Annotated in this window: 19 protein-coding genes; 3 read left to right on the forward strand and 16 right to left on the reverse strand. The window is 63.0% G+C overall.

The window, feature by feature from the left end; translation table 11 throughout:
* Positions 1 to 57 precede the first annotated feature (57 nt).
* From NQE15_RS09850 to hemP, 11 genes are all read right to left on the reverse strand, one after another.
* Entirely contained in the window at positions 58 to 939 is an 882-nt protein-coding gene (locus NQE15_RS09850; RefSeq protein ID WP_265949225.1) for a hypothetical protein, read from the reverse strand.
* Positions 940 to 945: 6 nt separating this feature from the next.
* Entirely contained in the window at positions 946 to 2,727 is a 1,782-nt protein-coding gene (locus NQE15_RS09855) for a DEAD/DEAH box helicase (protein ID WP_265949227.1), read from the reverse strand.
* A gap of 83 nt (positions 2,728 to 2,810) precedes the next feature.
* Entirely contained in the window at positions 2,811 to 4,202 is a 1,392-nt protein-coding gene (locus NQE15_RS09860) for a 4Fe-4S binding protein (RefSeq protein ID WP_265949230.1), read from the reverse strand.
* Complete coding sequence (locus tag NQE15_RS09865) at positions 4,195 to 4,998, reverse strand: FTR1 family iron permease (RefSeq protein WP_265949233.1); 804 nt, start codon at positions 4,996 to 4,998, stop codon at positions 4,195 to 4,197. Before NQE15_RS09865 ends, NQE15_RS09860 begins: the two co-directional genes overlap by 8 nt.
* Positions 4,999 to 5,075: 77 nt before the next feature.
* A complete protein-coding gene (locus NQE15_RS09870; RefSeq protein WP_265949236.1) occupies positions 5,076 to 5,408 on the reverse strand; it encodes a cupredoxin domain-containing protein in 333 nt (110 codons plus the stop codon).
* A gap of 8 nt (positions 5,409 to 5,416) precedes the next feature.
* Positions 5,417 to 6,889 (reverse strand): carbohydrate porin, encoded by a 1,473-nt coding sequence (locus NQE15_RS09875; RefSeq protein ID WP_265949238.1) that lies wholly within the window; start codon positions 6,887 to 6,889, stop codon positions 5,417 to 5,419.
* A gap of 2 nt (positions 6,890 to 6,891) precedes the next feature.
* The gene (locus NQE15_RS09880; protein WP_323054965.1) at positions 6,892 to 7,437 is read right to left on the reverse strand and encodes an iron transporter; all 546 of its coding nucleotides are present in this window, start codon (positions 7,435 to 7,437) and stop codon (positions 6,892 to 6,894) included.
* A gap of 85 nt (positions 7,438 to 7,522) precedes the next feature.
* A complete protein-coding gene (locus tag NQE15_RS09885) occupies positions 7,523 to 7,948 on the reverse strand; it encodes an ExbD/TolR family protein (RefSeq protein ID WP_265949240.1) in 426 nt (141 codons plus the stop codon).
* A 1-nt stretch (position 7,949) separates the two neighbouring features.
* Complete coding sequence (locus NQE15_RS23845) at positions 7,950 to 8,684, reverse strand: MotA/TolQ/ExbB proton channel family protein (protein ID WP_323054966.1); 735 nt, start codon at positions 8,682 to 8,684, stop codon at positions 7,950 to 7,952.
* A gap of 1 nt (position 8,685) precedes the next feature.
* On the reverse strand, positions 8,686 to 9,321 hold the full coding sequence (locus NQE15_RS09895; RefSeq protein ID WP_265949242.1) for an energy transducer TonB: 636 nt from the start codon (positions 9,319 to 9,321) through the stop codon (positions 8,686 to 8,688).
* Between the two features lie 103 nt (positions 9,322 to 9,424).
* Positions 9,425 to 9,592, reverse strand: a complete 168-nt coding sequence (gene hemP / locus NQE15_RS09900; RefSeq protein WP_265949244.1) for a hemin uptake protein HemP — start codon at positions 9,590 to 9,592, stop codon at positions 9,425 to 9,427.
* Between the two features lie 30 nt (positions 9,593 to 9,622).
* Between hemP and NQE15_RS09905 the strand changes: the two genes are divergently transcribed.
* Complete coding sequence (locus NQE15_RS09905; protein WP_265949247.1) at positions 9,623 to 9,793, forward strand: hypothetical protein; 171 nt, start codon at positions 9,623 to 9,625, stop codon at positions 9,791 to 9,793.
* A 7-nt stretch (positions 9,794 to 9,800) separates the two neighbouring features.
* On the opposite strand, the gene NQE15_RS09910 is transcribed toward NQE15_RS09905, so the two are convergent.
* The 5 genes from NQE15_RS09910 to NQE15_RS09930 all read right to left on the reverse strand — a co-directional run bounded on the left by NQE15_RS09910 (position 9,801) and on the right by NQE15_RS09930 (position 16,422).
* The gene (locus NQE15_RS09910) at positions 9,801 to 11,909 is read right to left on the reverse strand and encodes a TonB-dependent receptor (protein WP_265949249.1); all 2,109 of its coding nucleotides are present in this window, start codon (positions 11,907 to 11,909) and stop codon (positions 9,801 to 9,803) included.
* A gap of 440 nt (positions 11,910 to 12,349) precedes the next feature.
* Positions 12,350 to 13,648 (reverse strand): DUF2325 domain-containing protein, encoded by a 1,299-nt coding sequence (locus tag NQE15_RS09915; protein WP_265949252.1) that lies wholly within the window; start codon positions 13,646 to 13,648, stop codon positions 12,350 to 12,352.
* Positions 13,649 to 13,711: 63 nt separating this feature from the next.
* Positions 13,712 to 14,161 (reverse strand): hypothetical protein, encoded by a 450-nt coding sequence (locus NQE15_RS09920; RefSeq protein ID WP_265949255.1) that lies wholly within the window; start codon positions 14,159 to 14,161, stop codon positions 13,712 to 13,714.
* Positions 14,145 to 14,360 carry a hypothetical protein gene (locus tag NQE15_RS09925; RefSeq protein ID WP_265949258.1) on the reverse strand — a complete coding sequence of 72 codons (216 nt, stop codon included), beginning with the start codon at positions 14,358 to 14,360 and terminating at the stop codon, positions 14,145 to 14,147. Before NQE15_RS09925 ends, NQE15_RS09920 begins: the two co-directional genes overlap by 17 nt.
* Before the next feature lie 217 nt (positions 14,361 to 14,577).
* Positions 14,578 to 16,422, reverse strand: coding sequence for a DEAD/DEAH box helicase (locus tag NQE15_RS09930; protein WP_265949260.1), 1,845 nt, complete (start codon positions 16,420 to 16,422; stop codon positions 14,578 to 14,580).
* A 462-nt stretch (positions 16,423 to 16,884) separates the two neighbouring features.
* Here NQE15_RS09930 and NQE15_RS09935 point away from each other — a divergent pair, with 462 nt between their 5' ends.
* Entirely contained in the window at positions 16,885 to 17,514 is a 630-nt protein-coding gene (locus NQE15_RS09935) for a hypothetical protein (protein WP_265949263.1), read from the forward strand.
* Positions 17,406 to 19,661 (forward strand): response regulator, encoded by a 2,256-nt coding sequence (locus tag NQE15_RS09940; protein WP_265949266.1) that lies wholly within the window; start codon positions 17,406 to 17,408, stop codon positions 19,659 to 19,661. Before NQE15_RS09935 ends, NQE15_RS09940 begins: the two co-directional genes overlap by 109 nt.
* Positions 19,662 to 19,674 lie beyond the last annotated feature (13 nt).

Here is a 19,674-nt window from a genome sequence, read left to right on the forward strand (position 1 = left end):
GGCCGCCTTAATCTAGCACCACGCTGAAGAGCAGCCGAGACAATAAGTGGTTGCCCCTTATTTGGCCTTCCGATTATTTGAACCGCCTCCTTTGAGCTTAATCGTCTCACGCAATAGCGTCTCATATACAGACAACGCTTCGACCGCGCATAGGTACTGTGGCTTGTTGAGTTTGATGATGTCGTCGAGGGAGAACGGATCGATTCCTCCTAGGCCGTACGCGACGACCTTTTTATTTGGCACCTCGACAAAACTGAACGAGCCGTCCTCATTATCGACTCTGCTCTGTGCTGGTGTCAGAAAGCGCAGATAAAGCTCCACCTGGCCGGCAAGCAAGCGCGGTGCAATGAAGTGGCTCGCCCGATTTCGGTAATCGAGCGTGGCGTTTCGATATTGCCGGTTATCGAGTTTCGCCAAAGCATCCAACAATGTTGCACCGGACTCCCAACCACCTCCCACCCGACGTAGCTGATTTTCCGCGGCTCTACGCGAGAGAAAGCCCTCTTTGCCTTTTCGCACCAGAACATCCTGATCCAGCCGGTCCAGGTAGCCGTCACGACATATTAGGTTGGCCTGATGTATTCCGTTTGTCGCAACGCGAATCAGAAGATCGCGAATCGCAGCAGGTTGATGCATGCAGAAATGCACGAGTTGAAGGACAAAATGATGCGCTATCTGAAGCGAATCCTCCTCGCCGTACTCGGCAAGAACCAGATTCCAGATATCCAAATCGTTGAGATATCGTCGCCACGAGTTCAATTGATTTATGGTTTCCCTGAGTTCTCCTTCAACCATCAATTCCACCATCGGAATAGCCCAAGTTGCTGCATCAACCTCACTACACACGCCATAATCCAGACAGTGCAGGTAAGTCCCATCACCGCTTTCAATGCGATCCCAAAATTTCCGATAGGCATCTTCAAACAGTTTTCGGCTCATCGTCCACTACCCCACTGATGCACCAGCCACCACCAATTCCCTTGTCGCTCGTGTCATCGCCACATACAACAACCGCGCCTCCTCATCCTTCCGCCCTTCATCCACAGCCCGACCCGCTCCCGGTATCGCCACCAGCGGAAACTCCAGCCCCTTGCAGCTATGCATGGTCAGAAATTTCACGGTGTCTTCCTTCTCCGCGAAGGTGATGTCGTCCTGGTAAGTCACCGGGATGCCGGCTTTTCTTAACGTGGCGAGTACCGGTTTGCCGATGCCGTAATCGCGGTAGATGACGGCCATGTCGCTCCACGGGGTGCCGGTTTTGTGGGCTTCCTTGAGGTGCTTGGCGATGTAGTCGGCTTCTTCCTGAATGCTGGGTAGCTTGATGAGCAGCGGTTTGGGGCCGTGGCGGCCGGCGCTGATCGGGGCGACGAGGGGTACGCCATCTTCGTCCGAGGCGCTGGGTTTGAGCAGTTCGCTGGCGATGCCGCTGGCCAGTTCGAGGACTTCCTGCGTGTTGCGATAGTTGATCTTGAGGATGGTGGTGCGGCCCTGGGCCTGGATGCCGAGGCTCTTGAAGCTGAATTTATTGTGCCGCCCATTGCCGTAGATGGATTGGGCGTCGTCGTAGAGGACGAGCAGCGAATTGGTGTTCGGGCTGACCATCTGGGCGACGAGCTTGAGCCATTCGGGCTGGAAGTCGTGGCCTTCGTCGATGAGCACGGCGTCGTACTGGCCGGCCGGGATGATGTTGGCGTCTACGGCGCGGATGATGCGGTCGACCAGTTCGCCGGCGTAGGCGTCGCTGTCCTTGCCGTTTTCCGGCAGGCCGGCGTTGTAGGCGACGAGTTGGGCGCGGCACCATTGGTGGAAGGTGTGCACGTGCACCTTGTCGGCCAGCCCCTTGGCGGCCATCGTGCGGGTCAAGCGCTTGGCCAGGGTGCGGTTGTAGCAGAGGATGAGGATCGGCCGGGCGCAGACTTTGGCGAGGTGTTCGGCACGGTAGCCGAGGATCAGCGTCTTGCCGCTGCCGGCGACGCCGTGGATGACGCGGTGGCCTTCGCCGAGGCTGCGGGCAAGTTGTTCCTGCTGGAGGTCCATGACCCGGACGATGTCGGGGATTTCCGGTTCCTGATCATCAAAGAGGCCGTTTTGCGTTGGCGCGGCGATGCGGATTTCGGGAAACAGGTGCCAGCGGATGCGGTCGATCTGGGGCAGGGCGAGCGGCACGCTGCGGGCAAAGGGCAGCATGCCCCACAGCCGTTCCTGAAAGGCTTCGGCATCGACGCTTTCGGTCATTTCGTCCTGACAGATGACGCGGTGGCCTTCGATGACTTCGCCGAGGTTGGTGCTGTCGAATTGCTTGCGGCTGATGTTGGCGAGCACGACGCCGTAGCTCCACGGGAAAAGCAGTGTGCCCTGCAGGCGCCCGCTGTTGATGGTGAGTTGCGGGTCGCGTTGCAGGAGATTGCTGACTTCGTGGGCGTATTGCCGGGCCTGTTCGAGCGGGTTGGCGACGCGCTTGAGGCCATTGGAGGTAAGGATGCTGGCGCTCTGGCGGTCGATGTCGCGGATGGTGTCGAGCTTCCAGTCCTTGACCTCAAGCACCAGCAAGCCGCGGCGCGGGTTGAAGACAACGAAGTCGGGATGCACGTTGCGCGGGCCGAGCGGTACGTCGTACCAGAGCAGCCAGTCGTCTTCGAGCTTTTGTTCGAGGCGGTATGCCAGGCGTCGCTCACCGCCTGTCATGTTCGACACGCAGGTGCCGATTGCCGGTATCAGCGCAGCCAAGACCGCCCCCTATGCTTATGTAATCGGCCGATTATGCCATTCAAAAACTTCAGGGCGTTTTGCTAATTTGTCTCGATCGTGAATTACCAGACAAAGAAAACCAGCGTCCAGAGCGTGGCCATCAGAGCGCTTGGCGTGAGCATGAGCAGGAAAGCCGGGAGTTGTCGGGTCAGGCCGGCATTCGCTCGGCGCACCAGATTCAGCGCCAGCCACAGGCTGCCCAGGCAGCCGGCAGCGAGCAGGGTTATCCGGAACCAGGGCAGCCAGCCGAGCCAGAAGTGTTCGGCCTTGAGGTGGGTGACGGTGAGCATCGACAGACCAAGGATGACGCTGGCTGCGGCGAGCGGGGTCAGGCTCAGGGCGAAGCGCTGCCAAGTCAGGTGCTCGGTCTTGAGCAGGCGGGCGGCGAGCGCCGGGCCGACCAGCAGCAGGCTGCCGAGCAGGAAGCCGCCGCCGAGCAGGTAGCCGAGAACCAGCAGGCCGTCGAGCCAGGTGAACAGGTCGTTGGCTTCCGGGTAGTGGGTCAGCAGCCACCAGGGCACGTTGTCGTCGAGCAGGGCGAAATGCTCGTGGTCGACCAGCCATTCGGCGGCCGCCAGCTTGGCCTGGAGCAGCCAGGGGCTGAGCGTCCACTGGAAGGCGGCAGTGGCGACGCCGAGCACGCCATAGACCAGGGTCAGGACATCCGGCGTCTTGGCCGGATTGTTGAAGTCGAGGACTTCGCTGAACGGCGAGCGGGCGGAGTAGGTGACGGCGTCGCGCTGACCGGCGCAGCGGCCGCAGCTATGGCATTCGGAGGCGCTGGTCATGCGCCGGACATCGAGCAGCGGCGCGCAATTGACCGGTTCGAAGTCGCCCTGATGCTTGTCCCAGGCATCCCGATCCACCTTGTAGTGCAGCGGGGCGATCTTGGCGAGCACGGCGAAGACGCCCGAGGCCGGGCACAGGTAGCGGCACCAGATGCGCTTCTCGCGGCCGTAGAGCAGGCCGATGCCGACGGCGGCGACAGTCGAGCCGCCGAGGACGAGCAGGGCGGCCTGCGGATATTCGTAAACGCTGACTAGCTGGCCATATACGGTGGTGCACACGAAGGCGACGAAGGGCCAGCCCGACCACTTCAGCCAGCGCGGCAGCGCCTTGCCGCGGCCGTACTGGCTGACCCATTCGGAGACCGAGCCTTCCGGGCAGAACAGGCCGCACCAGACGCGGCCCATGGTCACGGTGGCGATCATCACCCCCGGCCACCACAGGCCCCAGAAGCAGAACTGCGCGAACAGCCGCAGGTTGTTCCAGATGTGGGCATCCGCCTCCGGCAAAGGCAAAAACGCCGGAATGATGACCATCGCGGCGTAGAGGAGGACGATCAGCCACTGGACGCCGATGATCAGGCGACGGTTGCGGCGCAGGAACAGGCCGATCTTTTCGACGCGGTTACGCGGTTGGCTGGCGTGAAATTGCAGGATGTGCTCAACCATGACCCGTCCTCCGCCAGGCGAGCAGTACGAGCCCCCAGTAGGTGGCCCAGGCGAGCAGGCTGGAGAGGGCCGGGCGAGCGCGGTAGCCGGAAAAATCGGCGACCAGCTTGCCGGCTTTGGTCGTGTCGTCGATCAGCATCGAGGTATCCCAGACCGGGTCGAGCAGCGGCGGCAGCCAGCCGGCGCCGATCAGGCGGTCGATGGCGGCGATGAGCAGGGCCGAGGCAAGGATCAGCAGCAGGATGGAGGAGAGGCGCAGGAGCAGGCCGATGTTCAGCCGGGCCAGGCTTTTTGCGGCCAGCCACGCCGTCGCGCCGGCCCCGGCAAGACCGGCCACGGCGCCGATCAGCAAGCCCTGCAGGTCGCCTTCCTGGGCCATGCCATAGAGGAAGATCACGGTTTCGGCGCCTTCGCGGGCAACGGCCAGCGCCGCGACGACCGCCACGCCAAGATGGCCGGAGCGTTGGGCGGCAGCGGCAAGCTGGGCATGTAGCTCGGCCTTCATCCGGCGGCCGTGCCGGCGCATCCAGAGCACCATCTGGGTAATCAGCCCGGCGGCGACGAACAAGGTGGCGGTCTGGAAGATTTCCAGCGCCTCGCCGGTCAGTTCGTCCTGAACGCCGAGCAAAGCCCAGCCCAGCAGCAGGGCGAGACCGACACCGGCGGCCAGCCCAAGGAAAAGGGACCGACGGCCCGCTCCGGTGTCATCGTTGGCCTTCAACCATGCGTAAAGAATGCCGGCGATCAGGAAAGCTTCGAGGCTCTCCCGCCAGACGACAAAAAATGCATTACCCATACTGTGCTCCGTGCTTGCTGGCTAGTACCACTGACCCAGAGGCTGGCACCAGTGTTTCAAATTGGCTGGCTGGCGGCTTACTTGGCGACGATCCTGCCCTGGCCGGTTTCCGGGTGGAAGTCGTCGAAGAACTTGTAGCTGCCCGGCTTCATCGGGAAGAACACCAGATTCCGGGTGACGCCGGGTGCGAGCACCAGTTCCTTCTTCAATTCCAGGCTCTCGAATTCCGTGGCGCCCGGTCCCTCGTTCTTCACCTCCAGCCGGAAGCGGGTGTTGGCCGGCACTTCCAGCATTTCGGGGAAGAAGCGGCCGTCCTTCATCAGCAACTTGAAGGTTGGCATGTCGTCGGCGACGGCGGCACCCGAGGCCAGCAAAAGACCGAAAATCACGGAAAGGAGAGCGTGTTTCATGGCGTTTCCTAGTAAGCGATGTTGGCGCGCAGGGCGAAGACCTTGACCGACCTGGCATCGGCATTGCCGCCGCCGTTGGCGATCATCTGGAAGTCCGGCGACAGCTCGAACTGCGGCGACAGGCGGTAGCGGTAATAGAGTTCCGCGACCTGTTCGGCGCCCTGCGGCATGAAGCTGTAGGCCAGTTGCGTCTGGGCGTCGTCGAGCCAGGCATTGGCCGTGGTGCCCCGGTAAGCCTTGCCCGATTGCAGCCAGGCGCCGGCGATGCCGAGGGCGTCGGCGCCGCGGCCCCAGTAGCTGCCGGAGAATTCGGCGCCGGCGGTAACTGCCTGGTTGAACGGCAGTTCGCCCTTGACCAGCTTGCCGTAACGGGCGAAGAGGCGGATGCCGTCGCCGACCCGCTGGTCGATCGAGGCGCCGAGGCCGGTGTGCTTGGCCAGCGTGCCGTCGTGATCGACGCCCTGGCTGCGGTTCCAGCCGTAGACCCGGTAATTGCCGGTCAGGCCGCCGAACAGCTTGAGCTGCTTCTCGGCCTGAACCATGAGCAGCGGCGAGGACAGGCTGCGCTGGTAGTTGGCGCCGCGCTCGCCGGTGCCGAACAGGCCGACCGACAGGCGCCAGGGCTGGGCCTTGTCGACATAGTTCAGGTAGGAGGTGATGAAGCCGGGCTGGAAGCCGTTGGCATCGACCCCGACTTCGCCGCCGGCATCGAGCAGCGGGTTGTGGACGAAGACCGAGTTCATGAACTGCTTGGCTTCATCACCGGCCGCCGCGTTCTGGTCGAAGAAGCCGAAGATGTCCATCTTGCCGAAGGTGACTTCCAGGGTTTCCCGCGAATAGGGCTTGAAGCCGAGGAAGGGCAGCGGAATCGCCGCCTGGTACCAGGCCTGGCCGAGGATGGTGACCGAGGAATCCGGATCGAGGCCGGAGGCGCGGAAGGCCAGGGCATTGGGGGCGCTGGCGAAATGGCCGAGGTTGGTGAAGGCGGCGTTGAGGCCGAGACCCTGGCCCATGCGCAGATGGGCGAACAGTTTGTGGTCGATGTCGCCGACTGGCTTCAGCGGCAGTTCGACCGAGACGTCGGCGCGGTAGTTGAGCTGGCTGCTGCCGTTGTCGACATCCTTGGGCAGGCCGTAGGCGTGCTGGCCGACGGTGGCCAGGGAGGCGCCGACCTTGATGCCTTCGAGGCCTTCGGCGATCTTGGCGGCCTTCTTCATTTCAAGCGCGTCCTTTTCGACGGCTTTCAGGCGCACGGTCAGTTCCGGTTCGTATTGCGAGAGGCGCGGGCTATCCAGGCCCTTGGCGATTTCCTCGCTTTCGCCCTTCAATACCTTGACCTGCTTTTCCAGTTCGGCGTTGCGGGCTTCCAGTTTCTCCATCCGCTCCACCAGTTTTTGCAGCGTGGAGGCATCGGGGGCGGCAAAGGCGGGCAGGGCCAGCCCCGCCACGACAAGCGCGGCGGTCAGTTTGGCGAGGCGCATGATCAGTAGCCGCCTTTTTTGCCGATGCCGACGTAGGTGAATTCGTACTCGACTTCAAAAGGCTTGAACCACGGGCGGACGCCAGTGGCGCGGTCGGTGTGGCGGCCGAAGTGGGCGTGCGGGTTGGCCGACGGCGGCAGGATGGTGTACTTCACCTTGTACTTGCCGGGGCCGGCGAGCTTGATGTTGTCGCCGTAATGCGGGCCGTCGTTGGCAACCATCGGCATGAAGTCGCCGGCGACCTTGAAATCGGCGCCGATCTTGGAGACTTCGAACTTGATCATCAGGTAGGGAATCCATGCCCCTTCCTCGAAACCGTTCGGGTTGTTGGCCAGGGCGTGGATATCGGCTTCGATGTGGATGTCGGATTCGGCGGCCTTGCGCATGTGGCCTTCCGGTTCCATTTCCACCGGCTGCAGATAGACGGCGGCGATTTCCATGCCGGCGCGCTGTTGCGGAACGCCGATCGGGTATTCGAGGGCCAGTGCCGGAGCGGCGAGGGCGGCGGATAGTGCGAACGCGGAAACGAGCTTCTTGATGGTCAGCATTTTTTTATGAACTCCCTGGTTTCTCTGGCTGGCTGGCGATCCGCGTGGCTGGCTTGAGCGTGGTATTACGAATGGAAAACGGAAATCAGATGGCGGCGGCTCCCGGCTGGGTGACGAAGCCGATCTTGGTCAGGCCGGCCCGGCGGGCGGCGCTCATCGTTTCGGCGACGGTTTCGTAACGCGTGGCGCGGTCGGCCTTGAGGTGCATTTCGACATTGGCGTCGCGGGCGACGGCCTCGCGGAACTTCTGTTCCAGTATGCTGGCGTCGACGGTCTCGCTGCCGACATGAACGACGTTGTCGGCGGTGATGGCGACCTGCAGGGTCAGCGGCTTCTCCGGCGACGGCGTGCTCGCGGCGCGCGGCAGATCGACCGGCACCTGGTGCGTCATCAGCGGCGCGGTGATGATGAAGATGATCAGCAGCACCAGCATCACGTCGACCAGCGGCGTCATGTTGATTTCCGCCGTCGGCATCTGGTGGTTTTGCGGGTTGAAGCTGCCCATAGCCATGTTATGCGGCCTCCGTCGCGACGCGGGCGCGCATCGGGTGGATCTGGGCGCTGTTGGCGACGAACGGCTTGCCGACCGTGAAGAAGGCATGCAGGTCGTGGGCGAAAGCGTCGAGCTCGGCCAGGATGACGCGGTTGGCGCGGGTGAAGGCGTTGTAGGCGAAGACGGCGGGCAGCGCGACGGCGAGGCCGGCGGCGGTCATGATCAGGGCTTCGCCGACCGGGCCGGCGACCTTTTCGAGCGCCGCCTGGCCGGAGAGGCCGATGGCGAGCAGGGCGTGGTAGATGCTCCAGACGGTGCCGAGCAGGCCGACGAAGGGAGCGGTGGCGCCGGTCGTCGCCAACAGGGTCAGGCCGTTTTCCATGCCGGCCTGGGTGCTCGACAGTTGCTGGCGCAGGGCGCGTTCCATCTGTTCGGCGGGGTCGAAGCGGGAAGCGAGGCGGCCGGTCGCGGCTTCGCAATCGTTGTTGCAGCCGTTGGCCTGCGTCGCCAGTTGGGCGTAAGGGCTGTCGGCGCCGGCCTGATTGAGCAGGGCAATGCCATCGCCGACACTGCTCGCCGACCAGAAGGCGCCGAGCGCTTTTGCAGCACGGCGCATGGACCACCAGTCGACGGCCTTGGCCAGGATCAGGTACCAGCTGGCCACCGACATGATGGCCAGAATGATCGCGACGGCGTGGGAAATGCTGTCGCCGCTGGCCCACAGATGGGCGAAACCGAAAGAGTTTTCCTGCATGCTATTGCTCCAATTTGAAAATGATGGGGACCAGGACCCAGCTCTGGACGGCGAGATCGCCGCGTTTGGCCGGTATGAATTTCCAGTTTCGAACGGTTTTCTGGGCGGCCTCGTCGAGGCGCGAGCTGCCCGACGAGGTCTTGATCTCGACGCTGTCGGCCGAGCCTTGCGGGGTGACCGAGACGCGCAGGATGACCTTGCCTTCCTCGCCCATGCGGCGGGAGAGCGGCGGGTAGGCCGGGGCCGGGTTCTTCAGGTAGTCGGCGTCGAAGCGGGCCTGGACGACCGGCTCGGCGGCGGGGCCGGCGGGGCGGGCTTGACGTCGGGCGGCGCGGCGACCGGGCGGCCGGGCCGGCACCGGGCTGTTGGTGGCTTCGATCTGCGGGGTCGGCAGCTTGGGGGTGGGCGTCGGCTTCTGGCGCACTGGTTCCGGCTTGATCACCGGCAGCGGCTTCGGTTCCGGCGCCTTGGGGGCTTCGGGCTGCAGCAGGTCGACGATCAGCGGCATTTCCATGATCTGGGGCGCGACGGTCTTGGCGGCCAGGATCAGCAGGAAGACCCCGACATGCGCCCCGATGACGATGCCCAGCAGGCCGCTGCGCTGGGCGGATGTGGGGCGGGAGAGGGCGTAGCTCATAAGATTCGCTTTCCGGATCGTCCCGCGCCTGGCCGAAAAAACCCTTGGCTGGCTGGCATTTGCGCGCTGGCTGCGGGAACGAGGGATTTACAACGGAGAGAAATTACTTGGTCAGGATCAGCTTGTTTTCGCGGGTCACGCGCAACAGGTAACGCTGGCCGGCATGCTCGATTTCAAGGGCACTGTTGCCGCGCAGCAGTTCTTCGCTGGCGATGCGCGGCCGGGGCTGGGTGTTTGCGGCGGCAGAGGCGGGAGCTGTAGGTTTGGGCATGGTGTCCATGATTTTTGGATGCAAACGAGAATGAATCGCATTGTGTTGGTAATGAGAATTAGTGTCAACTACGTTAATGAAGTTATTCCGCCATGCTGCATTGCAGATGCGAAAAAGCATCGCGAACGGGCCATGCCCGCTGGCGATGCTTTGGGTCGTTTGACGCAGCCGATGCCGCTTGCGGGCGGCGTCGGCTGGTGACGGCTGCTTAGAACGAGGTCGTGAAGGTCAGGCGGGCATTGCGCGGAGCGCCCGGGCTGATGTTGTTGTTGGCATCGGCGGTCGGGAAGTACTCCTTGTCGAGCAGATTCTCGACATTGAGCGCGAGACGCATTTTGTCGCCCGCGAAGCTGTAGTACAGCGCGCCGTCGAAGCGGGTGAAGCCCGGCAACTGGACCCGGTTGTCGGCATTGGCATACGACGCGCCCTGATAGACGACGCCCAGGCCGGCACCCAGGCCATGGCCGACATTGACGCGGTTCCAGACCGATAGCGTGTTCTCCGGCACCAGTTGCGGCCGGTTGTTGAGATTGCCGGCAGTGGCGGTAGCCTTGGTGATGCGGGCGTCGAGATGGGCGTAGCCGGCATAGACCTGCCAGTTGCGCGTGACGTTGCCCTGCAGACCGAGTTCAACGCCTTCGGTCTGCGTCTGGCCGGTGAGCACGATGCCGCCCAGGCCGTCGGCATTGCGGACGTTGTTGCGGTCAAGACGGAAGACCGCAGTCGACAGCGATAGGTTGGGCAACAGGTCCCAGCGCCCGCCGATTTCGTAGTTCTTGGCGTTTTCCGGGTCGAGGTTGGCGGTATTGGCCGCCAGACCCAGGGTTTCGGCCGAGGGCAGGAAGGAGTAGCTGTAGCTCGCGTAATAGCTCTGGCCAGTGGTCGGCGACCAGATCAGGCCCAGGCGCGGGCTGAATTCCTTGTCGGTGTGCTCGAGATTGACCGGCGTGACCAGGGTGCGGCGATCGTCGAGCTTGGCCTTGAAGTAGTCGTAGCGCAGGCCGGCCAGCAGCTTCCATTCCTTGGAGAAGGCGATCTGGTCCTGGACGTAGAGCGCCGCGACGTCGGCCTTGACGTTGTTGTCGGCGTCGGTGCCGTTCGGGCGGAAGCTGGTGGCAATCGCCCGCGGATTGGCGACCGGCACGGTAATGCTGGTGGCGGCGCCGAAGAAGCCGGTATTGCGCTTGTTGGTGCTGTCCTGGTGGCCGAGTTCGAGACCGGTGAGCAGGGTGTGCTCGAGCGGGCCGGTCGTGAAGCGGGTGATCAGGTCGGTCTGATTGAAGATGTTGGTGCGCTCGTTGGCATTGTTGTAGGCATTGATCGTCACACGTTCGGTCGCGCTGACCGGCTTCGTGGTGGACGGATAGACGTTCTGGTAGAACTTGTCGTAGTGCGTGACGCGAAAGCTGTTTTTCAACTGCATGCCGCCACCGAGATCATGCTCGAGGATGGCGTAGGCGCCATCTACCGTCGAGCGTGCATTGCTCTGCTCGGGGTTGCCGAAGAAGGTCTTCGGGTCGGCAGCGTAGGGCTTGCCGTTCTTCGACGGGAAGCCGCGGTCGGCCGTGCGCTCGTCCTTCAGATGCTCGTAGCCCAGGGTCAGGGTCGTGGTCGGCGCCAGCAGGAAGGTGACCGTTGGATTGATCGCGAAGCGCTGGAGGTCGGCGCCGTCGCGGAAGCTGTCGGCGGTTTCGCCCATCACGTTCAGGCGCCAGGCCGCGGCGTCGCTCAGCTTGCCGCCGACGTCGGCCGTGCCGCGCAACTGGCTGTACTGGCCGAGCGTGACGCTGGCTTCGCCGACATGGCCGAAGACCGGTTTCTTGGTGACCCGGTTGATCACGCCGCCAGCGCCGCCTCGACCGAAGATCATGCCGCCGGCGCCTTTGAGCACTTCGACGCGTTCCAGGTTGTAGAGGTCGCGGAAGACCTGCGCATCGTCGCGGATGCCGTCCACGTACATGTCGGCGCCGGCACTCATGCCGCGCAGGATGAACTGGTCGCGGTTGCCTTCGCCCTGGTGGGCGAGGGCGCCGGGAACGTAGCGGATAGCGTCGGCCATGCTCTGCATCGCCTGGTCCTTCATCAACTCGGCCGGAACGACGGAGACCGAGGCCGGGACTTCCTTGAGCGGCGTGTCGGTCTTGGTGAATGAAGCGGAACGGGTGGCCCGGTAGCCGTTGACTGCGCCGTCGGCGCGCTCGGCTTTTTCGACGACGTTGATCGGCGTCAGGGTCTGTTCTTCAGCTGCCGCGCTTCCGGCACCCAGGCTGGCCAAGACGGCAAGCACGGACAGTTTGAGTTTGAATTTGCTACACATGGACCTACTCCATACAGATTGAGGCTGGCTGGGGTACGTCGCCTGGCTTGCCGGTGGTTGAATGATTTTTCGAGCTGATGCGGGAGAGGGAGGGCGATCAGCGACCGCGACGAATTGTTGTTGGCCCCCTCCGACATTCGCGGGAACCATAAGAGCAATCGCCGTACCAGGAGATTTCCCGGAATTATGGCTACAAGTGCAATTGAGAATTGTTCGCATAACCAGATATTTAGCTAAATTGACGGATGAATGCTGTCTCGAAATAGGGAAAATCCATCTCGAATCTGGTAATCGGGCGACGCCGAAATACTGGTGGGGCGAGGCTCTCCGCCGAATTTCCAGGCTGCGCAGAACGGGCAAGAAACAGGGGGCGCCGTTGCCGGCCCCCTCTGCGTATTCCGTCGTCGGTCAGAAGGTCGTTTCGATGGGGGATTCAGTGCTCAATCGGCGCTACGCTCGGCCAGCGCCTCGTGGCTTTCGGTCTGGCCGATCAGGCGGGAAAGGCCCGAGATCCCGGTGGTTTTCATGTAAAGGCAGGGCTTGCCGGTGCGCTTGCATTGTTCCTTGACCCGCCAGTAGGCGTTGTGACTGATGCAGCCGGCCTGGCAGATGACGAGGTCGGCGGCGGCGAGGGCGGCATCGATGCGATGCAGGCTTTCCTCCTGGCCGCCGTCGTGATGCAGGAAACGGCCACCGCGCTGCTCGATCATCTGGCGGTAGGCATTGATGGCGCCGGAGCGGCCGCCGACGCAGAGCACGCACTTGCCGGAGACATCGACGCCGGTGTTGGCCTCGGCATCCGGGGGCGGCGTATCGCCGTGGCCGGCGCTCAGCTGGCGTAAGGCCTGATCGGTCTGGCCGAGCGCCCGTTTCAGACTGGCGACTTCCTGTTCGAGCCTGGCGGCGTGGGCGCTCAAGGCGGTGGTGCGGGCTTCGGCATCGCTTGCCCGGCGGGCTAGCAGCTGCCGTGCCTTGAGGTCGGGCAGGGTCTGCCGCAACTGGTCGAGTTGCCCGCTAAGGCTGGCGCCCCAGGCCTCCTTGCCGGCCAGTTCGACGCGCAGTTCGGCGAGGCATTGACCCAGCGTCTGGATCTCGCGGGTCTTTTCGCAGCGCCGGGCTTCGTTCTCGCGGCGGGCGGCGTCGAGTTGGCGACGCAGCTCGCCATTCTCGGCGCGCAGCTCTTTCAGGGTGCCCAGATTGGTCCGCGTGCCGGTGCCGACCTGATGCTGCAGCATGTGGATGTCGCCGTAGATTGCCTGTTCCAGTGTCGGGTCGCAGGCCGGATGCGTCCAACTGGCCCAGAGGGCGGCAGGCATTTCGCTGCCGGTGGGCATGGCTTCTTGCCACAACGCGCGCAGCGCAGCGCCGGTCTTGGCGGCGGCGAAACGGCGAATGGTCTGCGAGAAGCGCTTTTCCATGTTCTTGTGGAGCAGGTCGGCGAGCGGGCCGCGCTCGTCGCAGGCGCCGACCGCCGAGGTGTGCAGGACGTAGTCACTGGTTCCGTGCGGGATGTGCATGACCTTGTTGATCAGTCCGCGTAACTCGTCCGCGCCGAAACAAACGCCGATCACCGGGCAGTGGAACTTGTGGGGGAGTTCCCAGAGCTTGCGCCGGCGCGAACCGTGAGTACTGCTAGGCGCAGTGGGCGGTTGGTGGCGGAGCAGGCTTTCGAACATTTCCTGCGGCCGGGGGGCGCCGGGAAAACTGCCGCCGGCGACGTGAAAGGGGTAGTCGGACATGCGTGGACTCCGGGATGAAAAGTCGCTGGCTGGCCGGATACCCGGTTGGCTGGCAGGAAGGGGTTAGGGGGACGGCTTCAGTGGGCAGCCGCTGTCCTTGTCCAGCCGATTGATCGCCAAGTCGCGGTCATGGGCCATGCGGGCGCATTCCTCGCGGGCCGCGCAGAGGGTTCTGTCGAGGGTCCAGACCCGGCTGGCGGCATCGATCAATTGCTCGTTGGCTTCGCTGAGTGCCATCAGGCGGCGGCCAAGTTCGATGATGGCCTGGCCCGATTCGAGGACTGTGACGCGTTGGTGGGCGGTCCAGTACAACGTTTCGAGACGCTCGATCTCATTGGCCTGGGCGACGATATTGCGGGCCGCCAGGGTGGCGTTGCGTCGCTGCGCCTGGCGGGACTGGCGCAAGGCACTGCTCAGCGCGGCATTGGCGGCTTCCAGTTGGGCGATGCGCTCGTCCGCCGAGAGTGTCGGTTCGCGTTCGATCAGCGAACGGTCCTTAAGCGGTGCCAGCATGTTGCACCTCCGGCGGGTAGCTCAGATTGAGACGGTTGCTGGCCCGTTCGCAGAGGTCGCGGGTTGCGTCGTCGAGTTCGGACGATTCGCTCAGCCGATCGAGCAGGCGGGCGGCATTGAGCGCCGAATGGGGGCAGCCGCTCTCGCCGTGGATGAGCAGCAGGCTGAGGGCGCCAGCCCAGAGTTCGGGGGGCGGCATGACTAGAGCGGCCCGGCCGAGAGCAGTTGCCAGAGCAGGGCGCCGGCGAGCGAGACGTTCAGGATCAGGGTATGCACAATCACACCTCGTTGATGAGAATGATTCGCATCTTACGGACAGTCTGGTCTTTTGTAAACAAGAACCGTTCTTGTTTGTGCAATTGACACAAAAAAGCCACGGACGGGCCGTGGCTTGGTAGTGAGCAGGTGGCGCCGGATCAGCGGTCGCCGAACTTCTTTTTCTTGAAGCTGCGGTCGCCGTCGAACTTGCTCTCGGCGCCGCCGTCCGGACGCCCTTCGTCAGGCCGCAGGTTGATCGGCACGCCGCGGACGCGGGTGCGCTTCAGGGCATTGTCGGCTTCCTTGGGCATGCCGGCCGGCAGTTCGATGGTGCTCGACTCGTCGTAGAGCGCGATGCGGCCGATGAAACGGCTTTCGATGCCGGCTTCGTTGGCGATGGCGCCGACGATGTCCTTGACCTGCACGCCATGGTCCCGGCCCACATCGATGCGGTAACGCACCATGTCGCCAGTCGGGGCGGCACGGCGCGGCTTGTCTTCGAAGCGCGGACGGCTGTCGCCACGGTCCTCGAAACGGGGCTTGTCGCCGCGATCTTCAAAACGCGGCCGTTCGCCCCGCTCTTCGCTGCGCGGCTTGCGCTCGCGGTCAGCGAAACTGCTCGGCCGGCGGCTGTCGGCCGAGGCGGGAGCCATGCGGGCCGGCGCCGGATCTTCGCCAGCGATCTGCAGCGGCTTGCCTTCCTGGGCCATCATGGCCAGCGCGGCAGCGACTTCTTCGGCACCGACATTCTGTTCTTCGGCAATTTGCGACACGATATTGGCGAAGAAATCGAGGCCTTCGGCGTTGAGCACCTCGACGACCTTTTCCTTGAAGCCGGCGACGCGCTTGTTGGTGACGTCGGCGCGGCTGGGCAGGGTCAGCGGCGCAATCGGCGAACGGGTGGCACGCTCGATGGTGCGCAGCATGCGAATTTCACGCGGGGCGACGAAGAGGATGGCGTTGCCGGTGCGACCGGCGCGGCCGGTACGGCCGATACGGTGCACATAGGCTTCGGTGTCGTAGGGGATGTCATAGTTCACGACGTGGCTGACGCGCGGCACGTCGATGCCGCGGGCGGCGACGTCGGTGGCGATGACGATGTCGAGGGCGCCGGACTTCAACTGTTCGATGACGCGTTCGCGCATCTGCTGGTTGAGGTCACCGTTCAGGGCGGCCGCCGCGTAACCGCGAGCGGCCAGTTTGTCGGCCAGTTCGACGGTGGCATTCTTGGTGCGCACGAAGATGATGGCGGCGTCGAAGTCTTCTTCAACCTCGAGGATGCGGGTCAGGGCATCGAGCTTGTGCATGCCGCTGACCTGCCAGTAAACCTGACGGATCGCGGCGACGGTGGCGGTGGCCGACTTGATCTTGATTTCACGCGGCTCGACCAGATACTTCTGGGCGACGCGGCGAATCTGCTCCGGCATGGTGGCCGAGAACAGCGCGGTCTGGTGCGTCGCCGGCGTGCGTTCGAGAATCCATTCGACGTCGTCGATGAAGCCCATGCGCAGCATTTCGTCGGCTTCGTCGAGCACCATCGTTTTCAGGTGGTCGAGATTCAGCGTCTTGCGTTCGATGTGATCCATGACGCGACCCGGCGTGCCGACGATGATGTGGGCGCCGCGCGACAGTTGCTTCAACTGGATGGTGTAGCTCTGGCCGCCGTAGATCGGCAGGACATGGAACCCGGGCAGATTCTTGGCATAGCTTTGCAGTGCTTCGGCGACCTGGATCGCCAGTTCGCGCGTCGGGGTCAGGACCAGGGCTTGCGGCTTGGTCAGCTTGACGTCGATTTGTTCCATCAGCGGCAGCGCAAAAGCGGCGGTCTTGCCGGTACCGGTTTGCGCCTGACCGATCAGGTCGCGGCCTTGCAGCAGAACCGGGATGCATTCTGCCTGGATGGGCGACGGGGTTTCGTAGCCGATTTCGGTGAGCGTCTTGAGAAGTGATGCGCTTAAGCCGAGATCGGCAAAGCTCTGAGCAGTAGACTCAGTTGTTGACATGCTGTTTCCTTTCATCGTCGCTATTGGGCTTTGTTATGGCTTGCGACGGATTGGCCCGATGGTCGGGCGGCCTGAGTTCCCCGATGCAGCCTTACCGGGGGCGAATCAATGTGGTGAACCTGCAAACAAGAAAGACGGGGGCTGCTCAGAAGACCTGCGGGCGATGCGTCAACGCATTGATATTATTAGTTTACTCCATTTTTGCCCGGCCGAGAACCCGGTGCGCCCCAGATTTGCCCAATGGATGACTTTGGCGCATTATCGGAAGACAAATAAATTCAGCTCTTGTGCAGGACGGGCCTGCAATTGGCGGGGTCATCCGGGGAAAACATCATTCAGAAAAATAGCAGTTGGTGGGGGTCTCTGATCGGGCGTTTCGGATTAGGGTCGCTTAAGTTGCGACTGTGGGGCTTGGCCTTGCTTCCCCTCCTGGCCTTGCCGGTACTCGGCGGCATACTCCTGGTGTTCGGCAATGCCTATTCCGACCGTCTGCTGCTTGGCAAGGCCACCGGCGATCTGTCCATTGCGCGCAGCCATCTGCAGCACATTCAGAACGAGGCGCTGGCCGCGGCGCGCAGTATTTCCGAATCGAGGCGGATTCGCGGCATGGTGCAGGGTGATCTAAAGAATGTGGCCCTGGCCGAGGTGCTGGCCTCGCGCCAGGAAAATATCGGCTTCGATTTTCTGGCCATCCTCGATCCTCTGGGCAACGTACTTGCCGCCAGTGAGTCCCTGGTGGCTGGCGATCCCTATGTCGAGTTGGCGGTGGTCAAGGATGTGCAACGTACCGGCAAGCCGCTTGCTGGCCTGGAGGTGCTGGCTCCTGAGAAGATGTTTCGCCTTTCCGGCGATCTGCCCGGGCAGGCGCATATTCGCCTGGTCGATACCGCAAAAGCAGAACCTAGTCTGCATACACAGGAATTCCGCGGCCTGATGGTCGTCGTTGCCGTCCCCATGCTCAATGAGGCGGGGGCGTGCTGGGCATGGTGGTTGGCGGATTTCTGCTCAATCGTCGCGAGGACTTTGTCGATTATCTCTCCGAGATCGTCTCGGCAAGTGGCTTGCGTCAGTTGGGTGGACGAGGCATGGTGACCTTGTTTCTCGGCGATGTGCGGATTGCCACCAGCGTGCGCCTTGAGGGGGGCGAGCGCGCCATTGGGACCCGCGTCTCTCAAGAAGTAAAGGAGTCGGTCCTTGATCGGGGCGAGACCTGGGTGAGGCGCGCTTTCGTGGTCAACCACTGGGCGATGACTGCCTATGAGCCAGTGGTCGATTACGGCGGCCATCGCGTCGGCATGCTCTATGTCGGCATTCCGGAAGCCCCCTTCGTGGCCTTTCGCCAGCAGGCAATCGGTGTGCTGCTCCTCGCCCTTACCATTGCCGTCGCTTTGGCGACCTGGGTGGCCTGGCGTCTGGCGCGGGGTATTCTCAATCCGCTGGAGCGGCTGGAATCGGCGATGCGCAGGGTCGGCAAGGGGCAACTGGAGGCACGTGTCGGTACCATGCCGGGCGACGATGAACTGGTTCGCCTCGGCCAGCTTTTCGACCATCTGCTCGATACGATCGGCGAGCAGACTGCCGCATTGCGGCACTGGGCCGGGGAACTGGACGAGAAGGTGGCGCAGCGCACGCAAGACTTGGCTGAAGCCAACGATGCACTGGCCATGGCCCGGGACGCGGCCGAGCGGGCGAATCGGTCGAAAAGCTCATTTCTGGCCAACATGAGCCATGAAATCCGGACACCGATGAATGCCATTGTCGGGCTGACACATCTGCTGCGCAGAGAGCTTGCTGACCGGCATCAGATCGAGCGCCTGGAAAAAATCGATGGTGCTGCACGGCACTTGCTGTCGGTGATCAACGATATTCTGGATCTTTCCAAGATCGACGCGGGCAAACTGCATCTTGAATACGCCAGCTTTAATATTGATAAGGTCTTCGACAACGTCTGCGGCATGATTGCCGAGCGCGTCAGTGCCAAGGGAATCGAACTGGTTCGCGACGTTTCGCCGGAGGTTACCGGGACGTTCCAGGGCGATCAGTTACGCCTGGGGCAAATTCTGCTCAACTTTGTCGGCAATGCTGTCAAATTTACCGAGCGCGGCACCATTGCCCTCCGGGCGCGCATTATTGAGGAGCGAACGGATCAGGTGCTGGTGCGTTTCGAGGTGAGCGATACCGGAGTTGGTATTGCACCCGAAGTCATTCCGCGACTGTTTTCGGCCTTCGAGCAGGCCGATAGCTCGACAACCAGGCAATACGGCGGAACGGGGCTGGGTTTGGCGATCAGCCGCCGTCTGGCCGGCATGATGGGCGGCACCATCGGCGTCGATAGCATACCGGGCAGCGGTAGCGTTTTCTGGTTTACCGCATCCCTGGGGTGCGATGCCGACACTGTGCCAGCCAGTCCGTCGCTATCATCGCTGGCCGGACGTCGTGTACTGGTAGTCGACGATCACCCGGAGGCACGGCAGGTGCTCGCCGACATGCTGGTGCGGCAGGGGCTGTGGGTCGAGCAGTCAGCAGGTGGCGAAGCCGGCCTCGAAATGATTGCGGCGGCCGACATGAGTGGCGATTCGTTCGAGGTCGTCTTTTTCGACTGGCGCATGCCGACCATGGACGGCATGCAGGCGGCCGCGCGTCTGGCCGGGATGGGACTGAAACATCCGCCCCGGCATCTGCTGGCGACGGCCTACGATAGCGAACTGAGCGAGGATATCTGGCGGTCGGCGGGGTTTCGTGCCGTTTTGTCGAAACCGATATCGCCGTCCAGTCTCTGCGATACTCTGCTTAACCTGCTTGCCCAACAGCCAACAAAATTGAACATCAGCGTCGAGGAGCTGGAGCAGCAATTGGTCGGCCGCCACGCTGGCCGACGCGTCCTGCTGGCCGAAGATAACGACATCAACCGTGAAGTGGCGCGGGAGTTGTTGTCGGCAACTGGACTGCAACTTGATATGGCCGAGGATGGCCGTCAGGCGCTGAACATGGCCCAAGGTACCCGCTACGACCTGATTCTGATGGATGTCCAGATGCCGGTGATGGACGGCCTGGATGCGACGCGGCTTATCCGGGGACTGCCGGACTACAAGGATGTGCCGATTCTGGCGTTGACCGCCAATGCCTACGATGAAGACGTCGCTGTTTGCCTGGCGGCGGGGATGAGCGCCCACGTTGCCAAGCCGGTGGATCCCGACGTGTTGTACGCGGCGCTTCTCGAATGGCTGCCAGCAGGTTAGCCGGCGGCGGAAT

The organism is Dechloromonas sp. A34 (assembly GCF_026261605.1).
Classification (GTDB): Bacteria; Pseudomonadota; Gammaproteobacteria; order Burkholderiales; family Rhodocyclaceae; genus Azonexus.

What these genes read in the sequence shown, in the direction of transcription:
- NQE15_RS23845 (WP_323054966.1), bottom strand. Translation starts at nt 8,684, where the DNA reads ATGCAGGAAAACTCTTTCGGTTTCGCCCATCTGTGGGCCAGCGGCGAC.
- NQE15_RS09920 (WP_265949255.1), bottom strand. Translation starts at nt 14,161, where the DNA reads ATGCTGGCACCGCTTAAGGACCGTTCGCTGATCGAACGCGAACCGACA.
- NQE15_RS09870 (WP_265949236.1), bottom strand. Translation starts at nt 5,408, where the DNA reads ATGAAACACGCTCTCCTTTCCGTGATTTTCGGTCTTTTGCTGGCCTCG.
- NQE15_RS09875 (WP_265949238.1), bottom strand. Translation starts at nt 6,889, where the DNA reads ATGCGCCTCGCCAAACTGACCGCCGCGCTTGTCGTGGCGGGGCTGGCC.
- NQE15_RS09865 (WP_265949233.1), bottom strand. Translation starts at nt 4,998, where the DNA reads ATGGGTAATGCATTTTTTGTCGTCTGGCGGGAGAGCCTCGAAGCTTTC.
- NQE15_RS09860 (WP_265949230.1), bottom strand. Translation starts at nt 4,202, where the DNA reads ATGGTTGAGCACATCCTGCAATTTCACGCCAGCCAACCGCGTAACCGC.
- NQE15_RS09885 (WP_265949240.1), bottom strand. Translation starts at nt 7,948, where the DNA reads ATGGCTATGGGCAGCTTCAACCCGCAAAACCACCAGATGCCGACGGCG.
- NQE15_RS09925 (WP_265949258.1), bottom strand. Translation starts at nt 14,360, where the DNA reads ATGCCGCCCCCCGAACTCTGGGCTGGCGCCCTCAGCCTGCTGCTCATC.
- NQE15_RS09850 (WP_265949225.1), bottom strand. Translation starts at nt 939, where the DNA reads ATGAGCCGAAAACTGTTTGAAGATGCCTATCGGAAATTTTGGGATCGC.
- NQE15_RS09895 (WP_265949242.1), bottom strand. Translation starts at nt 9,321, where the DNA reads ATGAGCTACGCCCTCTCCCGCCCCACATCCGCCCAGCGCAGCGGCCTG.
- NQE15_RS09880 (WP_323054965.1), bottom strand. Translation starts at nt 7,437, where the DNA reads ATGCTGACCATCAAGAAGCTCGTTTCCGCGTTCGCACTATCCGCCGCC.
- NQE15_RS09915 (WP_265949252.1), bottom strand. Translation starts at nt 13,648, where the DNA reads ATGTCCGACTACCCCTTTCACGTCGCCGGCGGCAGTTTTCCCGGCGCC.
- NQE15_RS09940 (WP_265949266.1), top strand. Translation starts at nt 17,406, where the DNA reads ATGGTGGTTGGCGGATTTCTGCTCAATCGTCGCGAGGACTTTGTCGAT.
- NQE15_RS09930 (WP_265949260.1), bottom strand. Translation starts at nt 16,422, where the DNA reads ATGTCAACAACTGAGTCTACTGCTCAGAGCTTTGCCGATCTCGGCTTA.
- NQE15_RS09905 (WP_265949247.1), top strand. Translation starts at nt 9,623, where the DNA reads ATGAATCGCATTGTGTTGGTAATGAGAATTAGTGTCAACTACGTTAAT.
- NQE15_RS09910 (WP_265949249.1), bottom strand. Translation starts at nt 11,909, where the DNA reads ATGTGTAGCAAATTCAAACTCAAACTGTCCGTGCTTGCCGTCTTGGCC.
- hemP (WP_265949244.1), bottom strand. Translation starts at nt 9,592, where the DNA reads ATGCCCAAACCTACAGCTCCCGCCTCTGCCGCCGCAAACACCCAGCCC.